This window comes from Pseudomonas sp. JAI111 (genome assembly GCF_024809425.1).
In the GTDB taxonomy this organism is placed as follows: Bacteria; Pseudomonadota; Gammaproteobacteria; order Pseudomonadales; family Pseudomonadaceae; genus Aquipseudomonas.
In genome coordinates, this window is sequence record NZ_JANUCB010000008.1 from 96,890 (window position 1) to 117,024 (window position 20,135).

The following is a 20,135-nucleotide window of genomic DNA, read 5'->3' on the forward strand; positions in this document are numbered from 1 at the left end:
CCGCCAGTCGACATGGTTGCCGGCGGACACACCGCAATCGCGAGCGGGCTCGCTCCCACAGGTTTATCAGGGCCCAGCCCGCTCCTGCCTAAAACCCTATATAATGTGCGACTTTTAGCGATCCTCAATCCAAGGAGCCTTAGTGAGCACGTTGCCACCCTGCCCGAAATGCAATTCCGAATACACCTATGAAGACGGTGCGCAGTTGATCTGCCCGGAGTGCGCCCACGAATGGTCCGCCAACGGAGAAGCCGAAGCGGCGTCCGATGACTCGGTTAAAAAAGATTCGGTCGGTAATGTTCTGCAAGACGGCGATACCATCACCGTGATCAAGGACCTCAAGGTCAAGGGCACATCGCTGGTGGTCAAGGTCGGCACCAAGGTCAAGAACATCCGCCTGTGCGACGGCGATCACGACATCGACTGCAAGATCGACGGCATTGGCCCGATGAAGCTCAAATCCGAGTTCGTCAGAAAAGTCTGATATTGCTGTCTTCCATCCCGCGCCCTGCGTGGGATGGCGATTCACCCTCCCCCGCCTCGCCCAGCCATTCCTCGCAGTAGCCAAACGCCAGCCGCTTTGACCTTACGCAATCTTCATCCGTAAAAAATCACAAATCGCCAATAGCCCCTTGCTATTCGACGAATAAGAATTATTCTCATTGAAACCCATTAAAGGAGATGAGACCCATGACTTATTTGATCGATGCCTGGCTGGACCGCCCACACCCTTACCTCAGGATCCTGCATCGGGAAACCGGAGAAGTCTGTGCGGTGCTTGAAGAGGAAGCCTTGAACGAATTGCAGGACCAGGGAGACCTGGACGTCAACAGCTTGAGCTCCAGCGAGCCGGTGGTGCTCAAGGAACTGGTGCGTAATCTGTTTTTGTTCTGCTATGCCCGGGCGTTGCGTCCGGCCAGCGATGTGAACCATAAGATCGAACTATGAGAAGCCGTAAAACACTGCGGGAGCGACAGTGTGTCGCCCCCACATCTGCCCGACGTTAGATCGGGCCAGGTCTTACAGAACGTCGAGCAGCTCGACGTCGAATACCAGAACGCTGTGCGGTGGAATGCCGCCAACGCCTTGAGCGCCGTAAGCCAGTTCGCTCGGCACGTACAGACGCCATTTGCTACCGGCGTTCATCAGTTGCAGGGCTTCGGTCCAGCCAGGGATCACGCCGCCAACCGGGAATTCTGCTGGCTGACCACGATCGTAGGAGCTGTCGAACACAGTGCCGTCGATCAGGGTGCCGTGGTAGTGGGTGCGCACTTGATCTTCACGGGTTGGCTTGGCGCCTTCACCTTGAGTCAGCACTTCAAATTGCAGGCCGGAAGCCAGGGTGGTGATGCCTTCGCGCTTGGCATTTTCAGCCAGGAACGCCAGGCCTTCGCCAGCAGCCGCTTCAGCTTTTGCAGCTGCTTCGGCCTGCATGATTTCGCGGATCACCTTGAAGCTTGCGGACATTTCTTCCTGGCCCACACGGCTAGGCTTGCCGGCGAACGCGTCGGTCAGACCCGCCAGGATCGCGTCCAGGCTAACGCCCGGTGGCGGGTTGTCGCGCAGTTGGTCGCCCAGCTGACGGCCAATACCGTAGCTGACGCGGGTTTCGTCGGTGGACAGATTTACTTCGGACATGACACTGCTCCGCTGTTCGGGCGGCCTGGAACTTGCCGTGCTTGCACAGCGCATCCCGGAGCGCCCGGAATCAAAAGGGCAAGCAGACTAGCACAGATGTCGCCCTGCTGATGAGCGCCGTCAGTGCGCCCAGAACGAACGGAAAGCGATGGGCAACTTAAGGCTTTCTTCCGCCGCGCTCAATCCGCACATTTCGTCATGAACAGAGGTGTGCACAAGATTGAATGGCAAGGCCGGGAAGGACTTGATCAGATCACGTGCATGCTCGACCGAGCGCAAATGGAACATATGCCCGCGAGTATCGCTCAAGGGATACGCCGCACCGTGCATCCGTGCCTCCAGCAGATAGATCCCGCCCTCCATGGAAATCAGGTTCAGCTCATCGATTTTTCCGGCGATGGCATACGCACGCAACTCTTCAACATTCATGGAGGCACCTCACGCAGTGGCGAGTCAATATCAATACATGGATAGGCCTCGGCACCTCAAAGCACAAGTCAAAAACGGCACCGCCCGTCTGTTTCGCAACAGACGGGCGGCTTGAGCCTGCAAAAAGACAGCAATCAGTGCTTGGTCAGCTTGTCCAGGTACCCCATGGCAAACGCCGATACCACAAACGTCATGTGGATGATCACGTACCACTTCAAATGCTCGGGATCGACGTTCTTGGCGTCCATGAAAATCCGCAGCAAGTGGATGGAGGAAATCGCCACGATGGAAGCCGCCACTTTCATCTTCAAAGAAGACGAATCCATGGTGCCCAGCCAGTTGAGCTTTTCCTTGTCGTCGTCGATGTCCAGTTGGGAGACGAAGTTCTCGTAACCGGAAATCATCACCATCACCAGCAGACCGCCCACCAGGGCCATGTCGATCAACGACAGCAGCACCAGGATCAGATCCGACTCGGCCATCGAGAACACATTGGGGATGACGTGGAAGACTTCCTGGAAGAATTTCAGCGCCAGTGCCAGCAGCCCCAGGGACAGACCGAAGTAGATCGGCGCCAGCAGCCAGCGGGATGCGTACATCGCATTTTCGATAAAGCGTTCCATTGAATCTCGCACGTAGGGTTGAAAATGGCCGCGAGTATACCAGCCACCTGTCTGTCCCCAGAAGCAACCGGAAACCGTTGGGAAATCCTTTACCTGCGCGTGTGTTACAAAGTTTTTCTGCTAGTGTCCAGACTATCGAAAGCTTAGCGACATCGGACAGGAAACTGGAAATGGATGTGCGATTGCCTCTAAAGAGTGCCGGCATTTGCCTGGCTTTGCTGTTGAGTGCCTGCTCGCCAAGTGACGAGAAACGCCAGGTCAGCCTCGAGGAAAAGACCGCGCAGTTCGAAAAGTCTCTGGATGCCATTCAGGATCCCAAGCTCAAGGATGCCGTGGCCGAACTGGGCGGCTCACTGTTGCTGCTCGAACGTGCGCAGGTGAAACTCGACAGCAAGCCGGTCGAAACCGAGTACGGCGAAGACGTCCTCGCCGCGCTCAAGCATTACCCCACGCCACAGGCACTGGTCGATACCTACATCAACGGTCTGTTCGTGCTGCACAAGGATTCCAGCTCCGATTACCTGACCGACTTGCAACCGGTGTTCCCCTTCAATTTCAGCATCCCGGCATCATTCCTCTTTCCCCATGGCCTGGAATGGCAATCGGTGACCCTGAGCAACAAGCGCGTCATCGCGTTTCAGCCGGAATGGTCGGAAACCGATCCTGGCATTCAGCTGAGCCCTTCGAGTTCCAACCTGAACAACCCCGATGATTTGACGGTGACCTATCCATTCATCGAAGGCCTGGACGTGGACATCAAGCACCAGCCTCAACCGGTAAGCCTGCAGGGCAAGGTGGAAGTGATTGCGCCACGCCGCCTCTACACTTTTGAATTGACGAAAAAAGACGTGGGCCAGACCCGCACCGATGACAATCTCAGCGTCACCTTGCTGCGCCTTGCCAACAACTACGCTGAAATCGAATTCAACAACAGCGCACCACCGGCCGCCGAAGTCGGCGATACGCCATTGAACCCTTTGATTGTCCAGGCCAGGGATACCACCGGGCAGTTCCTGTCGCGCTCAGGCTCAATCAATGAAACCGCCGCGCAAATTGCCTTCTATCAAAAACAGCTGGCGAAGATGCAACAACAGAAGGCCTGGAGCGAGGCGTTCGAAAAGCAGATCGATGAGGAACAGCGCAACTTCGAGAAGCAGCAGAATCATCATTACACCAAGGTGTATTTCAACGGTTCGATCGACACCCTCGACATCAGCGTATTGGACTTTTCAGCCGTCACGGTGACACGCAAAGACCTCAACCTGCCGGTGCGCCGCTTCGATTCGCACACCACGGCAAAAACCATCCAGCCACTGAGCTTGCCCGTCGTGGTGTATGACGATCAGGCCCCGCGCTGGCTCAAGGGCGCGACACTCGGCGAGGAACAATTGAAGAAGAGCGTCACCGTCACCCAATCGGTGGACGACCCGAGTGCCGCACGCATTGAATTCGATCACCCCCGAAGCTTCAACGATGAACTGCTCGGCACCTCGTTCAGTCCCGGCGATAGCCCGGTCACTTTTTTTACCGCGGACAGAAATGGCAAACGCGATGGCCCCATCGAACTGCCATCGGAGGCTTACCAGGTCGACCCGCTTCACGGCACCATCTCCTATGACCTGAACCTGTTTCCGGAGACGCCGGCCTATGCAGTGGGCTCGATGCCGCTGTTTTTGGCGATAGTCGACAAACAGACGCTCAACGCCCACCCGTTGCCCAAAGGCCTGGAACTCAAAGGCAATGCGTTGGTGGTTGATCTGAAGCTGTTTCCAGCTCAGGACTGGCGTTTTTTTGCCCAGGACGACACTGGAAACTACCTCAAAGAGATTCTTTCGGTGACTCACGACGCGAGCACGGAAGGCCCGGCGCTATTTGCCGTGCATTACTTCTACGGCCAGCCAACACGTCTGGAAACTTACCAACGAACCGACCTCACCACCGTGCAATACGGCTTCGAAGTCAAACTGGCCCAAGCGGACTTGACGCACCTTGAGCAGTAGTCGGCTCAGCGATCAGGGCGGAACTCGAAGCCACCGAGATTGCGGCACCGGCCACCGTTGATTTCCCGAAGCTGGGCTTGCAGGTGCAGGCACCAGATCTGCGGGTCATCGGCCAGCTCGTAGCCATGCAAGGTCAAACTCTCAACAATCGTGTCGAGAATTGATTCAGCCACGAAAGGGCCGTGGAACGGGCCCTGTGCCTTGATGGCTGAAGGTTGTTCGCCGGCCATTCCGGCGGCAAAGAGCAAGGTCCACATGCCCGTATCCCCCGCCAATGGGCGGATGGCACATTCGATACGGGTCACAAGGCCCAAACATTGACGGGTAAGGCAGAGGTTGCGCGACATGGCGGCGACCCTCGATAGATCCGGTATTCAGCCCCCACGGGAAGGCTGTCTCGATCCAGTGATTACTGTCGATATCCTTGAGCTGAGAATAGAAGAAAAGTCTGACCAGTACGTCAAGCGAAACCAGAAGGCGCCGAATGGTCATTGCGTGAATATTGGCGCCAGAGTGATGGCACTTTTTCGGTGTTTACCCAATACAAATGTGGGAGCGAACCTGCTCGCGATAACAGACTGTCAGTCAGCCAATAGGCTGAATGTTAATCCGTCATCGCGAGCAGGCTCGCTCCCACAATGGATCGTTGTGATCCTCGGATGGGTCAGGCCGGCTTGGCTTCGACCAACGCCTCCAGCGCCGCCTCTTTCTCGGCTTCCTTGAGGTCGTCTTCGCTGATCATTTCGGCGATCACCCGCAAGCGCTCCACCACCCGCGCATTCACGCTGCCCTCGGGAAACGCGCCATTCTCGTCCGGCGCACCGGCCGGCTCGCCCACCAGCAGACTCAGCGCCTCATCGGCCTGGCGCACCGCATAGACGTGGAACAGGCCCGCACGCACCGCCGACAACACCTTCTCATCGAGCATCAACGTGGCAACGTTGGCGTGTGGAATGATCGCCCCCTGCTCACCGGTCAAACCGCGGGCTTCGCAGAGCCGGAAGAAGCCTTCGATTTTCTCGTTGACCCCGCCCACGGCCTGCACTTCACCAAACTGGTTGATCGACCCCGTGATCGCAAAGCATTGCTTGAGCGGTGTTCTCGACAAGGCCGAGATCAGCGTGCATGCCTCGCCCAGCGACGCACTATCGCCGTCGACGTAACCGTAGGACTGCTCCAGCGCGATACTGGCCGAGATCGCCAGCGGGAATTCCTGGGCGTAACGGCTGCCCAGATACCCGGTAAGAATCATCACGCCTTTGGAGTGAATCGGCTGGCCAAGGTTGACCTCGCGCTCGATGTCGACAATGCCGCTGCCACCCGGATACACCGTGGCGGAAATCCGCGCGGGCACGCCGAAGGCCGAGTCACCGACTTCCAGCACCGTCAGACCATTGCATTTGCCCACCGCCGCGCCATCGGTATCGATCAGGATGATCCCGGCGAGCATGTCATCGAGAATCCGTGCCGAGACGCGCCCGGTACGGGTCGCCTTGGCCTTCAGTGCTCGCTCGATGTGGCCGGCATCGGTCATTTCGTCGCTCGCCAGGTTGCGAATGAAATCCGCCTCGCTGACCAGCTGGAACAGATCACCGATGCGCGCCGACAAACGTCCCTGATGCTCGGCCAGGCGTGCACTGTAGGTCGCCAGGCGCGCCACCGCATCGGCGGTCAGCGGTGCCATGCCTTCTTCCGAAGTACGGGTCTTGAGCAACTGGGCGAACTGCTCCAGGCTTTCGTCGACCATCGGGATGTCTTCATCGAAGTCCACCAGGACGCGGAACATTTCCTGGAAGTCCGGATCGAGGTCTTGCAGCGTGTAATACAACTGTCGCGCACCAATGATGACGACCTTGACCTGCAATGGAATGTTTTGCGGCGTCAGGGTTACCGTGGCCAGACGGCCCAGCTCACCGAGTGGCGATTCCATTTTCAGCTTGCGCGATTGCAGGGCGCGTTTCAGCGCGTCCCACACGAACGGCTCGCTGAGCATTTTTTCCGCTTCAAGGATCAGGAATCCGCCGTTGGCGCGGTGCAATGCACCCGGGCGCAGCTGCCGATAGGTCGTGTACATCGCCCCTTGGTCGGTGCTGTATTCGATGCGGCCAAACAGATTTTCGTAAGTCGGGTGCGGCTCGAACACCACCGGCGCACCGCCGCTGGCGGAATGACCGACCACCAGGCTCGGCGCGTATTGTTCTTCCAGCATCTTGCGGGCTACCGCATCGACTTTACTGTCGTCGACCAATTGCTCAACCACGGTTTTGAGCAGGTAAACCTGTACCGCTTGCAGATAACCGCACACCGCAGCGTTTTCGGCGTACTTCTCCGAGAGCGGAGACAGCAGCGGCTGCAAGGCCAGGGTGATGGTTTCTTCGTTGAGGTGGCGCAGCTGATTGCTCGACTCGCGCTTCCATTGCGGCAGGCTCGCGAGTTCTTCGTTGAGGCGTTCTTCCAGCCACGAGATATCGTCGTGGAAACGGTCGCGATCGGCTTCCGGCAACTGGGAAAACTCAGCCTCGTCCAGCGCCTTTCCCTCGGCCATCGGAGTGAACGCGATATTGCTGGCATCGCGGTACAGCGCGACCTCTTTCTCCAGTGCCAGGCGCTCGATCACATCCAGGGCCTTGTCGTAGCGCTGGTTGAAGGCACGGTCGATGGCGCTTTTCTTCTGCTGGTAGGACGGGTGCTCGAAGACCGCCGGAAAGGTTGCCAGCAGGTTGTCGATCAGGCCGTTGATGTCTGCAATGAAGGCACCGGCCGTGCCCGAGGGCAGCTCCAGCGCGCGAGGCTCGCGAGGCTCGTCGAAATTGTTGACGTAAACCCAGTCCGCCGGGGTCTGCAGGCGTTTGCCTTCGGCTTTCAGGTAGCGTTTGACGAACGAAAACCGGCCGGTGCCGGGCTCACCCATGACGAATACGTTGTAACCGGGGCGTGGCATGGCCACGCCAAACTGCAAGGCTTCGACCGCACGTTCCTGGCCAAGCACACCGCGGAAGGGCTCCAGATCATTGGTTGTAGAGAAGCTGAACTGTTCAGCGGAAAACGGACGGGTCAGCGCTTCAGGCGCTAGACGCAAGCTGGCAGCAACAGGATCAGGCATCGGGCTTCCTTACATCAGGCGGGGCAGATAGCGGCATTCTGGCGCTGCCCCTACCTCACTTGCAAGGCGCGCCTCTTGCCAAAGCATAGACAAGCCGTCATCCCCGGGTGCGGCGGGGCCAAATCAATGTTTAGTGCGAATGTTTCGTAAAAAAAGACGGAACCCTTGGAACGTGCCTAAACTCCAAACTGCGCGGCTGGAACTAATAACCGGCCCACTGGCGCCAGATCGGGCCAGACCCCTTGTCTATTGGTATGCACACAAAGAGAACATAGCTATGAAACGGATTCTTCTCGGTACTCTCTTCACCGTTGTATCCCTCAACGCCATGGCACAGGCGCCAGGCGGCCCGGATTGCGGTTGGGGCAACATGCTGTTCGAAGGTCAGCGTGGCACTCCGGCTCACTTCCTGGCATCCACCACTAACGGCACGTCCGGCAACGCAACATTTGGTATGACTTCCGGTACCAACGGTTGCTCGACTAACGCGTCGCTGACCTATGGCGGCAAATCCTGGCTTGCCATGAATGGCATGATGAACGAGTTGTCCGAAGACATGGCTAAAGGCAATGGCGAAGCGCTGACGACCTATGCCGTGGTACTGGGCGTGGCGCCGGAAGACCGTGCGCACTTCGCCACTGTGACTCACGAGCACTTCCAGCAGATCTTCAGCAAGGCTGACGTGACCGCTGAAGACGTGCATACCAACACCCTCGCTATCCTGAAGTCCGATCCACGTCTGGCCAAGTACGCTACTCAAGCTTAAGCTCGGCTCTGCCCGCTCCTCTCGAGGCGCGGGTTTTATTTTTTGGACCCGTCCCTCTTTGGGTCTTCGTTTTTTTTCGAATTAAGTTGCCCACTATGCTCAAACGCCTTGCCTGGCTGGCGCTCTGTGTCTGCGCCCCGCTGTCCGCCGCGCCACACATTGACGATCAACGTTTGCAGCAACTGGCCAATGACCCTTTCTGGATTTCCCTGGGCCATTACGAAACCGGCAAGCTCGGCGGCTGGCGCAGCTATGTCAGCGACAAGAAGTTCTTTCTGGCGCCCGACGGCAATGAACATCCCGACCGCGAAATGGCCGCCACCGTGCAGGCGCTGTACGCACCGGCCAGCGCTGGCGAACGGCATGCCCAATGCGTCTACCCGGCCCGTACCCGCTGGCTGAAGGCACAGCTCAACCTGACGGATCTTCCGGCACTCGATTGTGCTGAATTCAAGCAGTGGTTCAAGGATGTCTCGCCCCACAGCGCGGTGATGATTTTCCCGGCGGCTTATCTGAACAGCCCTTCATCAATGTTCGGCCATACCTTGCTGCGCATCGACCAGGCCGATGTAGAGAGCGACAAGACCTCACTGCTCAGTTACGCGATTAACTTCGGCGCCTATATCGAAGGTTCGGACAACAGCATCCTTTACGCCTGGAAAGGCTTGATGGGCGGTTATCCGGGGCTGTTCGCACTGGTGCCCTATCAGGAAAAACTCTCGGAATACCGCAGCCTCGAAAATCGTGATCTGTGGGAGTACCGGCTGAACCTGACGCAGGCCGAAACCGAGCGCATGGTCGAGCACGTCTGGGAGTTGAAGCAGATCCAGTTCGACTATTTCTTCTTCGACGAAAACTGCTCTTATCGCCTGCTGGAGTTGCTGCAAGTGGCGCGGCCGAGTCTGCGCCTGACCGAACAATTCCCGCTCACGGCGATTCCGACCGACACCGTCAAGGCCGTGAAAGAAGCCGGGTTGGTGCAGTCCATCCAATATCGTCCATCACGCGAGCGGGAGCTGTTGAGCCGCGCGCAGCCGTTGAACGATGAAGAACAGCAGTGGGTGCTGAAAGTCAGCGCCGACCAGAAGCAGCTGCAGGCACCGGCGTTCAAGGCGCAACCACGCGACCGTCAGGCGCTGATCATCGATGCGGCTTACCGACTTGAACGTTATCGCGCCAATGGTCAGGAACGCGATCCGGAACGGGCGCAACGCAGTTTCGAACTGCTGCGGGCGATCAACCAGAACCCGCCGCCAGAGCTGGACATCCCGCGCCCCGGCCTGCCCGAGGACGGTCATGAATCGCGCACCTGGCAGGCCGGCATCGGCACCCGGGGCGACAAGGCCTTTGGCGAATATGGCCTGCGCATGGCTTATCACGACCTCAACGATAACGCCGAGAGCTTCCCGCTTGGCGCACAGATCGAAATCCTGCAGATGAAACTGCGCCAATACGAAGGCAATCACTGGCAGTTGCAGCAACTCGACCTGGCGACCATCCGCTCCCTGACGCCACGCAATGAGCTGTTGCAACCGTTGTCGTGGCAAGTCACTGGCGGCCTGGAGCGAGTGCCGGGCAAACATGACGACGAAACATTGGTCAGCCATGTCAACGGTGGTGCCGGCGGCACCTGGCAACTGGGCGAAGACATGCTCGGCTTTGCGCTGGGCACGGTGCGCATCGAACACAACAACGACTTCGCCGGGTTCGTGGCCCCGGCGGCCGGCTTCAACAGTGGCCTGCTGTGGAAAAACCCGCTGGGCAACTTCAGCCTGGAAGCCAAGGGCGATTTCTTCACCAATGGCGAAGTGCGCCGCAGCATGAGCCTGAACCAGCAGTGGGAATTGTCGCGCAACCTTGGGCTGCGCCTGAGCGCCCAACGCGAATTCAGCCACCTCTCCACTCCCGAGAACGAAGTGATGCTTGAGGTGAAGTGGTATCACTATTGACCCAGAAATGCCGCGATTTCCCTGTGGGAGCGGGCTTGCTCGCGAAGGCGGAGTGTCAGTCGCCATCAATGTTGGCTGACACTCCGCCTTCGCGAGCAAGCCCGCTCCCACAAGGGATTTGCGTGGTCAAACGGATTAATCACAGGCCTTTCACATACGCCTGACGCATTCACTCCTAGACTTCCCTTGTAGGCCGTTGAAACGGTCCGGGAGTCAGAGATGTGGCGTTACGCAATGATGCTGGGGTTGTTGATGTTGATTGCGGGTTGCCAGACGACCCACGAAGATCTGATCGCCAAAGGCTATCCACCGGCCTTCGCCGATGGTTTCGATGATGGTTGCAGCAGTGGCCGGCAGGCCGCCGGGGCCATCACCGGCGAGTTTCGCAAGAACGTCCCGCGCTACCTCAAGGACAAGCAATACGCCGAAGGCTGGAGCGACGGTTTCCGCCAGTGCCAGGCCATGCGCGAAAGTGAAGATCGCGCGGACTATCACAGCCGCCATTGGGACGATCGGGACAAAGCCTGGCAGCAACAAAAAGACCAGGGTGCTGCCCGGGCCTATCGCTCGCCATGAGTCGCTGACAGACATCCGTCGAAACTAAAAGACTGCAACCATGGCCCAAACCCTATAACGGGAGAAAACCATGAGTCGCGCCTTCGTCAATGAAGATAACGCCGCCGCGCAAGCCGATCAGCCAGTCGAACGGCAAGTCAGCGCGCAGCCCAATTACGTCACGCCCGCCGGACTTGCGCAGCTTCAGGCGAAAGTTGCCGAGGTGCAAAACCTGCTCAATGAACAGAGCGCGAAAGGAGACCTGGCCGACAAACAGCGCCAGGCCGACCTCGAGCGTGACTGGCGATATTTCAACCAACGGCTGCAAAGCGCCCAGTTAGTCGTACCGGCCTCCTCGACCGAGAAGGTACAGATGGGCGCCTGGGTGACGTTTGCCGATGAACAGGGCAACGAACAGCGTGTGCAGTTGGTCGGCGAGGATCAGGCGGATGCCACCAGCGGACTGATCAATTGGGGTTCGCCACTGGGGCGGGCGCTGTTGGGTGCGCAGGTTGGGGATGAGGTGGTGTGGAAGCGGCCGGTGGGGGATTTGGTGATTGAGGTTCTGGGCATAGAGGTTAAGTGACCTTAAGGCCGCCATCGCGAGCAAGCTCGCTCCCACAGTGGGTTAGCAGTGGGCTTCAGATTTGAAGCCAACCCGAATCCCTGTGGGAGCGAGCCTGCTCGCGATAGTCGCGCCGCGATTTACCTGAATGACACCCACAAAAAAACGGAGCCTCGAAGGCTCCGTTTTTCATGCAACCGACCTGATATCAGGCCAGTTTCTTGTGCCGTACACGATGCGGCTGGGAAGCCGCTTCGCCGAGGCGTTTCTTGCGATCAGCTTCGTACTCGGTGTAGTTACCTTCGAAGAACACCGCTTGCGAATCGTCTTCGTACGCCAGGATGTGTGTCGCGACGCGGTCAAGGAACCACCGATCGTGAGAGATCACAATCGCAGCGCCCGGGAAGTCCAGCAGGGCTTCTTCCAGGGAACGCAGGGTTTCAACGTCGAGGTCGTTGGACGGTTCGTCGAGCAGCAGCACGTTGCCGCCCTCTTTCAAGGTCAGGGCCAGGTGCAAGCGACCACGCTCACCACCGGACAGGTCCTTGACGAACTTCTGTTGATCGCCGCCCTTGAAGTTGAAGCGACCGACGTAGGTACGCGACGGAATCTCATAGTTGCCGATGCGGATCTGGTCCGAACCGTCGGAGATTTGCTGGAACACAGTCTTGCTGCCGTCCAGGTCTTCGCGGCTCTGATCCACACACGCAAGTTGCACGGTTTCGCCGACTTCGATGGTGCCCGAATCCGGTTGTTCCTTGCCCATCAACATGCGGAACAGGGTCGATTTACCGGCACCGTTACCGCCGATCACGCCAACGATGGCGCCTTTAGGCATGGAGAACGACAGGTTGTCGATCAACACGCGATCGCCATAACCCTTGGAAACGTTCTTGAACTCGATGACCTTGTCGCCCAGGCGCGGACCGGCCGGGATGTAGATCTCGTTGGTTTCGCTGCGCTTCTGGAATTCCTGCGATTGCATTTCTTCGAAGCGTTGCAGACGAGCCTTGGATTTGGACTGGCGGGCCTTGGCGCCTTTGCGCACCCACTCCAGTTCTTCCTTCATGGCTTTTTCGTGGGCCGACTGTTGCTTGGATTCAGCGGCCAGACGATCGGACTTCGCTTCGAGCCAACCCGAATAGTTGCCCTCGTAAGGGATACCGGCGCCACGGTCGAGCTCGAGGATCCAGCCGGCAACGTTGTCCAGGAAGTAACGGTCGTGCGTGATCGCAACCACGGTGCCCGGGAAATCGTGCAGGAAATGCTCCAGCCAGGCGACGGAATCGGCGTCCAGGTGGTTGGTCGGTTCGTCGAGCAGCAGCATGTCAGGGGCGGACAGCAGCAGACGGCACAGGGCCACACGACGCTTTTCACCACCGGACAGGAATTCGATCTTGGCATCCCACGCCGGCAGACGCAGCGCATCGGCGGCGACTTCCAGCTGGCGATCCAGGTTGTGACCGTCGCTCGCTTGCAGGATGGCTTCGAGCTTGGCCTGTTCAGCGGCCAGTTTGTCGAAGTCGGCATCCTCATCCGCGTAAGCGGCGTAGACCTCGTCCAGGCGAGCCTGGGCGTTCTTGATCACGCTGACGGCTTCCTCGACCACTTCACGCACGGTCTTGGTCGGGTCCAGGATCGGTTCTTGCGGCAGGTAGCCGATGTTCAGCTCCGGCATCGGGCGGGCTTCGCCTTCGAACTCGGTGTCGACGCCGGCCATGATTTTCAGCAGCGTGGACTTACCCGAACCGTTGAGGCCGAGTACGCCGATCTTGGCGCCGGGGAAAAATGACAGCGAAATGTTTTTCAGGATTTCCCGCTTCGGCGGAACAACTTTGCCCAGCCGATGCATGGTGAATACATATTGAGCCATGGAGAACCTTGGGTCAGTGACAGATGATTTGGAGCGCAGGCGTTGCCCGGCCAGACCGTGCGCGTCGTCCGCTTGACGGGTATCAATGCGTGCGCGCTGAAAAAGTCTGAGTTTAGGAGCTGGAACGCTCCCGCGTAACCGGCAAAGCTACCTGAATGACAGATGGCAGTCCAGCCAGTAGGGGCTGGCACTTCGCCACAACACAAGGCATGCTAGCCGCCCTTCGGGCGTCCGGCTTATAGTGCACGTCGCGCCAGTCCAGCCAAACCGCAGGATTACAGTTTGTCTAACGTCTCTCCGCCATCGTCCGTGAGCGCACCGCAGCCTGCGCCCGGCTCGCCCCTGCGCGGATCCTTGAAGGGTGCGTTGGCGACACTCGTGCTGTTGCTGCTCGCGCTGCTGTTCTGGCAGTTGCTGGATCAACTTCGCGAAACCCAGAAAAACCAGCGCCAGTACACCATCGACTACACCGCCGACCTGGCCTCGCAAGTCAGCCTGAACATGGCGCTCAACGCGCAGATCGCCCTGAATCTGCTACCGATCGTCGAACAACCGCAGAGTGGCGACGAACAGCAGGCGCTGCTGCGCAAGCTGCAGCAGTCGTTGCCTGGGCTGCGCAGCCTGGCGTTGCTCAGCCCTTCCGGAAAAGTGCTCAGCGACAGTGCCGTCGAAAGCGACGACGCCGATTACCTGAGCGACCTGGTGAGGCGCAGCCGAGCCCAGGCCCACTATTTCAGCAATGCCGACGACGGTTCGGTGGTGCATCTGCTGTTGCATCAAGCCAGCGGCAGCACCCGGGGCTATTGGGCGCTACGCCTGACACCGGGCTTTTTTTCCTCACTGACCCAACAGAATGAGGCTGGTATCCGCCCGTTGTGGCTGGTGGAAAACCGCGTCAATCACCAAATTATCAGCCGTGATGAAGCGTCGCCTTCAACCCGTCAGGGCATGTTGTCTCCGGACGATCTGACCAACAGTGTGCTGACGGTGCCGCTGAGCAACAGCGACTGGCAATTGCGCGGACTGTTCGACCGTCAGCAAGTGCTCGAGCAATTGTTGCCGGCATTCATTGGCAAATGCCTGTTAGGCCTGGCGTTTTCCTTGCTGCCGTTCATCGCGCTGCTGAACATGCGCCGCCGACAACGCCAACTGCATGAAGGCCGCCGACGCTATCACGATATTTTCGAAGGCACCGGCGTGGCCCTTTGTGTGCTGGACGTCTCCGGCCTCAAGAGCTTCTTTGACAAGGCCCAACTGCACAGCAGCGAACAACTCGCTACATGGCTCAAGAACCCGGAGCAACGCCAGCAACTGCTGTCGGAGCTGCGTGTTACAGAGGTCAATCAGGTCGCCCTGCAACTGCTGAACGTCAATTCCTGCGCCCAAGCCTGGAAACTGCTGATTGACGGCTGTCCGCTGGACGGCACCGCCATCGGCCATCAAGTGCTTGAAACGGTCCTCAACCAGCAGAAACAGCTTGAGCTGGAAATCAAGCTTCAGGATGCCAACGGCCGCGACCAGCATCTGTGGCTGGTGCTGCGCCTGCCGGTAAACCAGGAGGACTATAAAGCGGTCATCCTGAGCATCACCGACATCACCAGCCGCAAACTGATCGAGCTGTCGCTGCTGGAGCGCGAAGGGTTCTGGTCCGACGTGGTGCGCACCGTACCGGATCACTTGTATGTGCAGGACGTGATCAGCCAACGGATGATCTTCAGTAACCATCACCTGGGGCAGACGCTCGGCTACAACCGCACCGAGCTGCACCAGATGGGCGAGTATTTCTGGGAAATCCTCCTGCACCCCGAAGACGCCGATGAGTACCACCGCTCGCGCCAGACCCAGCGCCAAGGGGGGTACACCCAGCTGCTGCAATGCCAGCTGCGTTTCCGTCATCGCGACGGCAAATGGCGACGTTTCGATATTCGCGAACAAGCTCTGGCGCGGGATAAACACGATCAAGTCACACGAATCATTGGCGTGGCCAAGGACATCACCGATCAGATCGAAGCCAGTGAATCCCTGCGTGACAGTGAACAGCGTTACCGGATGCTCGCTGAAAGCATCAGCGACGTGATTTTCTCCACCGACAGCAAGCTGGCGCTCAACTACGTCAGCCCTTCGGTGCAGGCGGTGCTGGGTTTCGACGCCGACTGGATCTTCCAGAACGGCTGGCAGTCCACCATCGCCAACCCGCAACAACTGACTGGCATCTACAGCCTGATGGACCGGGTCAGCAAAGCGCTGAACAAACCCGACCAACTGGCATTGCTGCGCAGTCAGGTGCAGACCCAACTGTTCCTGTTCGATTGCCTGCGGGCTGACGGTCGCAAGATCCCGATCGAACTGCGGCTGGTGCTGGTCTGGGACGAACACGGCGCCTTCGAAGGCGTGCTGGGCGTTGGTCGCGACATTAGCCAGCAACGCCGCGCGGAGAAAGACCTGCGCATGGCGGCCACGGTATTCGAACACTCCACATCGGCGATCCTGATCACCGACCCGGCCGGCTACATTGTCCAGGCCAACGAAGCGTTCAGCCGCGTCAGCGGTTATGCCGTGGAGCAGGTGCTGGACCAGTTGCCGAACATGCTGACCGTCGACGAACAGCAGGATGCCCACCTGCGCTACGTGCTCAAGCAACTGCACCAGAACAGCACCTGGGAAGGCGAAGTCTGGCTCAAGCGGCGCAATGGCGAACACTATCCGGCCTGGGTCGGCATCACCGCCGTGCTCGACGATGAAGGCGATCTGGCCAGCTACGTGTGCTTCTTCAGCGACATCAGTGAGCGCAAGGCCAGCGAGCAGCGAATCCACCGCCTCGCCTATTACGACGCCCTGACCCACCTGCCCAACCGCACGCTGTTCCAGGACCGTCTGCACACGGCGCTGCAATCGGCCGAAAGGCAGAAGTCGTGGGTGGTGCTGATGTTCCTCGACCTCGACCGCTTCAAGCCGATCAACGACTCCCTCGGCCACGCCGCCGGCGACCGCATGCTCAAGGAAATGGCCACGCGCCTGCTCGGTTGCGTCGATGACGACGACACCGTGGCGCGCATGGGCGGTGACGAGTTCACCCTGCTGCTGCAACCGCGGGCCAACCGTGAAGTGGCGCTGAACCGGGCGATTCATGTCGCCGAACAGATCCTCGCCAGCCTGGTGAAACCGTTCGTCCTCGAAGGCCGCGAGTTTTTCGTCACCGCCAGTATCGGCATCGCGCTGAGCCCGCAGGATGGCAACGAACTCAGTCAGCTGATGAAGAACGCCGACACCGCGATGTACCACGCCAAGGAGCGCGGCAAGAACAACTTCCAGTTCTATCAGGCGGACATGAACGCCAGCGCCCTGGAGCGCCTGGAACTGGAAAGCGACTTGCGCCATGCCCTGGAACAAGACGAATTCGTTCTGTACTACCAGCCGCAGTTCAGTGGCGACGGCAAACGCCTGACCGGCGCCGAGGCATTGCTGCGTTGGCGTCATCCGCGCCGTGGCCTGGTGCCACCGGGGGATTTCATTCCAGTGCTCGAAGAGCTCGGGTTGGTGGTAGATGTCGGCGACTGGGTGATCAGCGAAGCCTGCCGCCAGCTCAAGACCTGGCATCAGGCCAAGGTGCGGGTGCCGAAGGTCTCGGTGAATATTTCGGCCCGGCAATTCTCCGACGGCCAGCTCGGCACGCGGATCGCCACCATTCTCAAGGAAACCGGCCTGCCGCCGGCGTGCCTGGAGCTGGAGCTGACCGAAAGTATCCTGATGCGCGAAGTCAGCGAGGCGATGCAGATACTCGCCGGGCTTAAAAACCTCGGCCTGAGCATTGCGGTCGACGACTTCGGCACCGGTTATTCATCGCTCAACTACCTCAAGCAATTCCCGATCGATGTGCTGAAAATCGACCGCACCTTCGTCGATGGGCTGCCGTCGGGCGAACAGGATGCACAGATTGCCCGGGCGATCATCGCCATGGCCCACAGCCTGAACCTGGCGGTGATCGCCGAAGGCGTGGAAACCCATGAGCAACTCGACTTCCTGCGCGAGCATGGGTGCGATGAGGTTCAGGGGTATCTGTTCGGACGACCGATGCCGGCCAACCGGTTCGAGGCGCAGTTCAGCAATGATGCGCTCTTCATGTTTGATTGATTGGAGCCAACAGCTCCAATCAATCAAACATGAAGAAAGTTGGAAGCTTCAAGTGGCAAGCTTCAAGCAGTGGCCGGTCCGCTTTTGAGTTACCGCTTGAGGCTTGCAGATGGAAGCTGAATTCCTTTCGTCTGCGACATGATGTCCTTTCATATGCCATCTAAAAGCGGTTGGGTTAGAATGCCCCCCTTTTCTGCCCCGATCCTTGAGGACCGCCATGTTCAGCCGTGATTTGACTATTGCCAAGTACGACGCCGATCTTTTTGCCGCCATGGAGCAAGAAGCTCAGCGCCAGGAAGAACACATCGAGCTGATCGCTTCGGAAAACTACACCAGCCCAGCGGTGATGGAAGCTCAAGGCTCGGTACTGACCAACAAATACGCCGAAGGCTATCCGGGCAAGCGCTACTACGGTGGTTGCGAGTTCGTCGACGTGGTTGAGCAACTGGCCATCGACCGTGCAAAAGAACTGTTCGGCGCCGATTACGCCAACGTTCAGCCACACGCCGGTTCCCAAGCCAACAGCGCCGTCTACCTGGCCCTGCTGCAAGCGGGCGACACCATCCTGGGCATGAGCCTGGCCCACGGTGGTCACTTGACCCACGGTGCCAGCGTTTCCTCCTCCGGCAAGCTGTACAACGCCGTTCAGTACGGTATCGATGCCAATGGCCTGATCGACTACGACGAAGTCGAGCGCCTGGCCGTTGAGCACAAGCCAAAAATGATCGTGGCCGGTTTCTCTGCCTACTCGCAGATCCTCGACTTCCCACGCTTCCGCGAAATCGCTGACAAGGTCGGCGCCTACCTGTTCGTCGACATGGCTCACGTGGCCGGTCTGGTCGCCGCTGGTGTCTACCCGAACCCGGTGCCATTCGCTGACGTCGTGACCACCACCACGCACAAGACCCTGCGCGGTCCACGTGGCGGCCTGATCCTGGCTCGCGCCAACGCCGACATCGAGAAGAAGCTGAACTCCGCAGTATTCCCGGGCGCCCAGGGCGGCCCGCTGGAGCACGTGATCGCTGCCAAGGCGATCTGCTTCAAGGAAGCGCTGCAGCCTGAGTTCAAGGCTTACCAGCAGCAAGTGGTAAAAAACGCCAAGGCCATGGCCGGCGTGTTCATCGAGCGCGGTTTCGACGTGGTCTCCGGCGGTACTGAAAACCACTTGTTCCTGCTCTCGCTGATCAAACAGGAAATCTCCGGTAAAGACGCCGACGCCGCTCTGGGCAAAGCGTTCATCACCGTGAACAAGAACTCCGTGCCAAACGATCCACGCTCCCCGTTCGTCACCTCCGGCCTGCGCTTCGGCACTCCGGCTGTGACCACTCGTGGCTTCAAGGAAGCCGAGTGCAAAGAGCTGGCCGGCTGGATCTGCGACATCCTGGCTGACCTGAACAACGAAGCGGTGATCGATGCCGTTCGTGAGAAGGTCAAAGCCATTTGCAAGAAACTGCCGGTGTACGGCGCTTAACTGCACCGCTGAACCGCAGCACAAAAACCGGCCAGTGATGGCCGGTTTTTTTATATCTTCAATTCGATATATCCGCGTATTAATACCCCACCCTACCCCCCCCATCGCAACTATACGCCGCACAAACCCCACCACAGAAACAGCTTGCAAAGTTACTCCACACACAACGCTCACGCAAAACTCTTACTATTCGAAAAATCAGAAAACATCCAGCCAGACTTCTTGTTCCTAATAACGGAAGAATGCTAACCCCACGAATAGAGAGACTGACCATGAGTTCTAATCGACAAAAATCCTTTACGGCGACCCTTGGCACCCACGATACACTTTTACACTTCCTCAACTTGTTGCATGCACCTCGGGCCCTTGTCACGTATTCATTTGGCAGTGGCGGGTTCTTTACCGGAAAGCGGCAACAGCGAGACGACTCGCATTTTTTAGGTCTGCGCCCCGAGGTCCCGGTAAACGCCAAACCCCATCTCCTCCTGTACTTCAGGTACACCGGCAGTGATTACAGGCTCTACATCCGTACGTCGGGACCGTATTTCGGCCAGTGCCTGAGTATCAGTGACACGGGGCTTATTGGTGCATATCCTGCTGCAGGATCAACAACTTTCAATCTGGTCGACCGGCGTCACAACATTCTGACGCTGGATAATATAAAACAAGACTACCCGGAAATTTATATTCAAGCCAAAGGCTCTGGCCTTCTCCACAAACACAAACTTCACGACTCCAAGTATATTTATATCGGCGACAGGGGTGGAGCACCGATGCTTTTCAACTTAATCATTCAAGAAAGAAATGCGCCCCATCTCAACAGTCTGGATGAAGATTAAACGCTTGATAGGTGCAGGTGCACTTAAATACAGTAACTAATCAAAGCAAGTCGTTGAGATTACAGAGACGACGGCAGGCATTTGACTGACGCTTATTCAAAGGTCGCCGCCCCCAAAACAAACCGGACAGTGATGACCGGTTTTTTTCACCTGCAAAACCGCTCAAGCACGGGCCTTGACGTCGAACTGGTAA

General features: G+C 58.4%; 16 protein-coding genes. 10 read left to right on the forward strand and 6 right to left on the reverse strand.

Going from position 1 to position 20,135, the window contains the following annotated elements; translation table 11 throughout:
- Positions 1–142 precede the first annotated feature (142 nt).
- Entirely contained in the window at positions 143–484 is a 342-nt protein-coding gene (locus HNR03_RS22735) for a zinc ribbon domain-containing protein YjdM (RefSeq protein ID WP_222588519.1), read from the forward strand.
- A gap of 206 nt (positions 485–690) precedes the next feature.
- Positions 691–948: a hypothetical protein gene (locus HNR03_RS22740; RefSeq protein ID WP_222588520.1), complete on the forward strand. Its 258-nt coding sequence runs from the start codon at positions 691–693 to the stop codon at positions 946–948.
- A 72-nt stretch (positions 949–1,020) separates the two neighbouring features.
- Here the strand turns inward: HNR03_RS22740 and HNR03_RS22745 are convergent, their stop codons facing one another.
- From HNR03_RS22745 to HNR03_RS22755, 3 genes are all read right to left on the reverse strand, one after another.
- Positions 1,021–1,638: an FKBP-type peptidyl-prolyl cis-trans isomerase gene (locus HNR03_RS22745; protein WP_259155885.1), complete on the reverse strand. Its 618-nt coding sequence runs from the start codon at positions 1,636–1,638 to the stop codon at positions 1,021–1,023.
- 120 nt (positions 1,639–1,758) lie between these two features.
- Positions 1,759–2,067, reverse strand: a complete 309-nt coding sequence (locus HNR03_RS22750; RefSeq protein ID WP_259155886.1) for a DUF6482 family protein — start codon at positions 2,065–2,067, stop codon at positions 1,759–1,761.
- A 134-nt stretch (positions 2,068–2,201) separates the two neighbouring features.
- Positions 2,202–2,690, reverse strand: coding sequence for a TIGR00645 family protein (locus HNR03_RS22755; protein ID WP_149418392.1), 489 nt, complete (start codon positions 2,688–2,690; stop codon positions 2,202–2,204).
- Positions 2,691–2,860: 170 nt separating this feature from the next.
- Here HNR03_RS22755 and HNR03_RS22760 point away from each other — a divergent pair, with 170 nt between their 5' ends.
- On the forward strand, positions 2,861–4,690 hold the full coding sequence (locus HNR03_RS22760) for a hypothetical protein (RefSeq protein ID WP_259155890.1): 1,830 nt from the start codon (positions 2,861–2,863) through the stop codon (positions 4,688–4,690).
- Between the two features lie 5 nt (positions 4,691–4,695).
- Here HNR03_RS22760 and HNR03_RS22765 read toward each other — a convergent pair whose 3' ends face one another.
- Positions 4,696–5,037 (reverse strand): hypothetical protein, encoded by a 342-nt coding sequence (locus HNR03_RS22765; protein WP_259155894.1) that lies wholly within the window; start codon positions 5,035–5,037, stop codon positions 4,696–4,698.
- 317 nt (positions 5,038–5,354) lie between these two features.
- Complete coding sequence (locus tag HNR03_RS22770; RefSeq protein WP_259155896.1) at positions 5,355–7,793, reverse strand: Lon protease family protein; 2,439 nt, start codon at positions 7,791–7,793, stop codon at positions 5,355–5,357.
- A gap of 277 nt (positions 7,794–8,070) precedes the next feature.
- On the opposite strand from HNR03_RS22770, the gene HNR03_RS22775 reads away from it, so the two are divergent.
- The 4 genes from HNR03_RS22775 to HNR03_RS22790 all read left to right on the forward strand — a co-directional run bounded on the left by HNR03_RS22775 (position 8,071) and on the right by HNR03_RS22790 (position 11,649).
- Positions 8,071–8,559: a DUF3015 domain-containing protein gene (locus HNR03_RS22775; protein ID WP_222588525.1), complete on the forward strand. Its 489-nt coding sequence runs from the start codon at positions 8,071–8,073 to the stop codon at positions 8,557–8,559.
- Between the two features lie 95 nt (positions 8,560–8,654).
- Positions 8,655–10,508, forward strand: a complete 1,854-nt coding sequence (locus HNR03_RS22780) for a DUF4105 domain-containing protein (protein ID WP_259155909.1) — start codon at positions 8,655–8,657, stop codon at positions 10,506–10,508.
- A 219-nt stretch (positions 10,509–10,727) separates the two neighbouring features.
- Positions 10,728–11,084, forward strand: coding sequence for a hypothetical protein (locus HNR03_RS22785; protein ID WP_259155911.1), 357 nt, complete (start codon positions 10,728–10,730; stop codon positions 11,082–11,084).
- Between the two features lie 70 nt (positions 11,085–11,154).
- Positions 11,155–11,649: a GreA/GreB family elongation factor gene (locus HNR03_RS22790; RefSeq protein ID WP_259155913.1), complete on the forward strand. Its 495-nt coding sequence runs from the start codon at positions 11,155–11,157 to the stop codon at positions 11,647–11,649.
- A 187-nt stretch (positions 11,650–11,836) separates the two neighbouring features.
- On the opposite strand, the gene ettA is transcribed toward HNR03_RS22790, so the two are convergent.
- Entirely contained in the window at positions 11,837–13,501 is a 1,665-nt protein-coding gene (gene ettA, locus HNR03_RS22795; RefSeq protein WP_222588529.1) for an energy-dependent translational throttle protein EttA, read from the reverse strand.
- Between the two features lie 282 nt (positions 13,502–13,783).
- Here ettA and HNR03_RS22800 point away from each other — a divergent pair, with 282 nt between their 5' ends.
- From HNR03_RS22800 to HNR03_RS22810, 3 genes are all read left to right on the forward strand, one after another.
- A complete protein-coding gene (locus tag HNR03_RS22800; protein ID WP_259155927.1) occupies positions 13,784–17,632 on the forward strand; it encodes a bifunctional diguanylate cyclase/phosphodiesterase in 3,849 nt (1,282 codons plus the stop codon).
- 217 nt (positions 17,633–17,849) lie between these two features.
- A complete protein-coding gene (gene glyA, locus HNR03_RS22805; protein WP_059402023.1) occupies positions 17,850–19,103 on the forward strand; it encodes a serine hydroxymethyltransferase in 1,254 nt (417 codons plus the stop codon).
- Between the two features lie 272 nt (positions 19,104–19,375).
- Positions 19,376–19,942, forward strand: coding sequence for a hypothetical protein (locus HNR03_RS22810; RefSeq protein ID WP_259155930.1), 567 nt, complete (start codon positions 19,376–19,378; stop codon positions 19,940–19,942).
- The last annotated feature ends 193 nt before the right edge of the window (positions 19,943–20,135 follow it).

Bases quoted from the DNA above. Each gene is read 5' to 3' on its own strand.
- HNR03_RS22740 (WP_222588520.1), top strand. From the start codon at position 691: ATGACTTATTTGATCGATGCCTGGCTGGACCGCCCACACCCTTACCTC.
- HNR03_RS22745 (WP_259155885.1), bottom strand. From the start codon at position 1,638: ATGTCCGAAGTAAATCTGTCCACCGACGAAACCCGCGTCAGCTACGGT.
- HNR03_RS22750 (WP_259155886.1), bottom strand. From the start codon at position 2,067: ATGAATGTTGAAGAGTTGCGTGCGTATGCCATCGCCGGAAAAATCGAT.
- HNR03_RS22755 (WP_149418392.1), bottom strand. From the start codon at position 2,690: ATGGAACGCTTTATCGAAAATGCGATGTACGCATCCCGCTGGCTGCTG.
- HNR03_RS22760 (WP_259155890.1), top strand. From the start codon at position 2,861: ATGGATGTGCGATTGCCTCTAAAGAGTGCCGGCATTTGCCTGGCTTTG.
- HNR03_RS22765 (WP_259155894.1), bottom strand. From the start codon at position 5,037: ATGTCGCGCAACCTCTGCCTTACCCGTCAATGTTTGGGCCTTGTGACC.
- HNR03_RS22770 (WP_259155896.1), bottom strand. From the start codon at position 7,793: ATGCCTGATCCTGTTGCTGCCAGCTTGCGTCTAGCGCCTGAAGCGCTG.
- HNR03_RS22775 (WP_222588525.1), top strand. From the start codon at position 8,071: ATGAAACGGATTCTTCTCGGTACTCTCTTCACCGTTGTATCCCTCAAC.
- HNR03_RS22780 (WP_259155909.1), top strand. From the start codon at position 8,655: ATGCTCAAACGCCTTGCCTGGCTGGCGCTCTGTGTCTGCGCCCCGCTG.
- HNR03_RS22785 (WP_259155911.1), top strand. From the start codon at position 10,728: ATGTGGCGTTACGCAATGATGCTGGGGTTGTTGATGTTGATTGCGGGT.
- HNR03_RS22790 (WP_259155913.1), top strand. From the start codon at position 11,155: ATGAGTCGCGCCTTCGTCAATGAAGATAACGCCGCCGCGCAAGCCGAT.
- ettA (WP_222588529.1), bottom strand. From the start codon at position 13,501: ATGGCTCAATATGTATTCACCATGCATCGGCTGGGCAAAGTTGTTCCG.
- glyA (WP_059402023.1), top strand. From the start codon at position 17,850: ATGTTCAGCCGTGATTTGACTATTGCCAAGTACGACGCCGATCTTTTT.
- HNR03_RS22810 (WP_259155930.1), top strand. From the start codon at position 19,376: ATGAGTTCTAATCGACAAAAATCCTTTACGGCGACCCTTGGCACCCAC.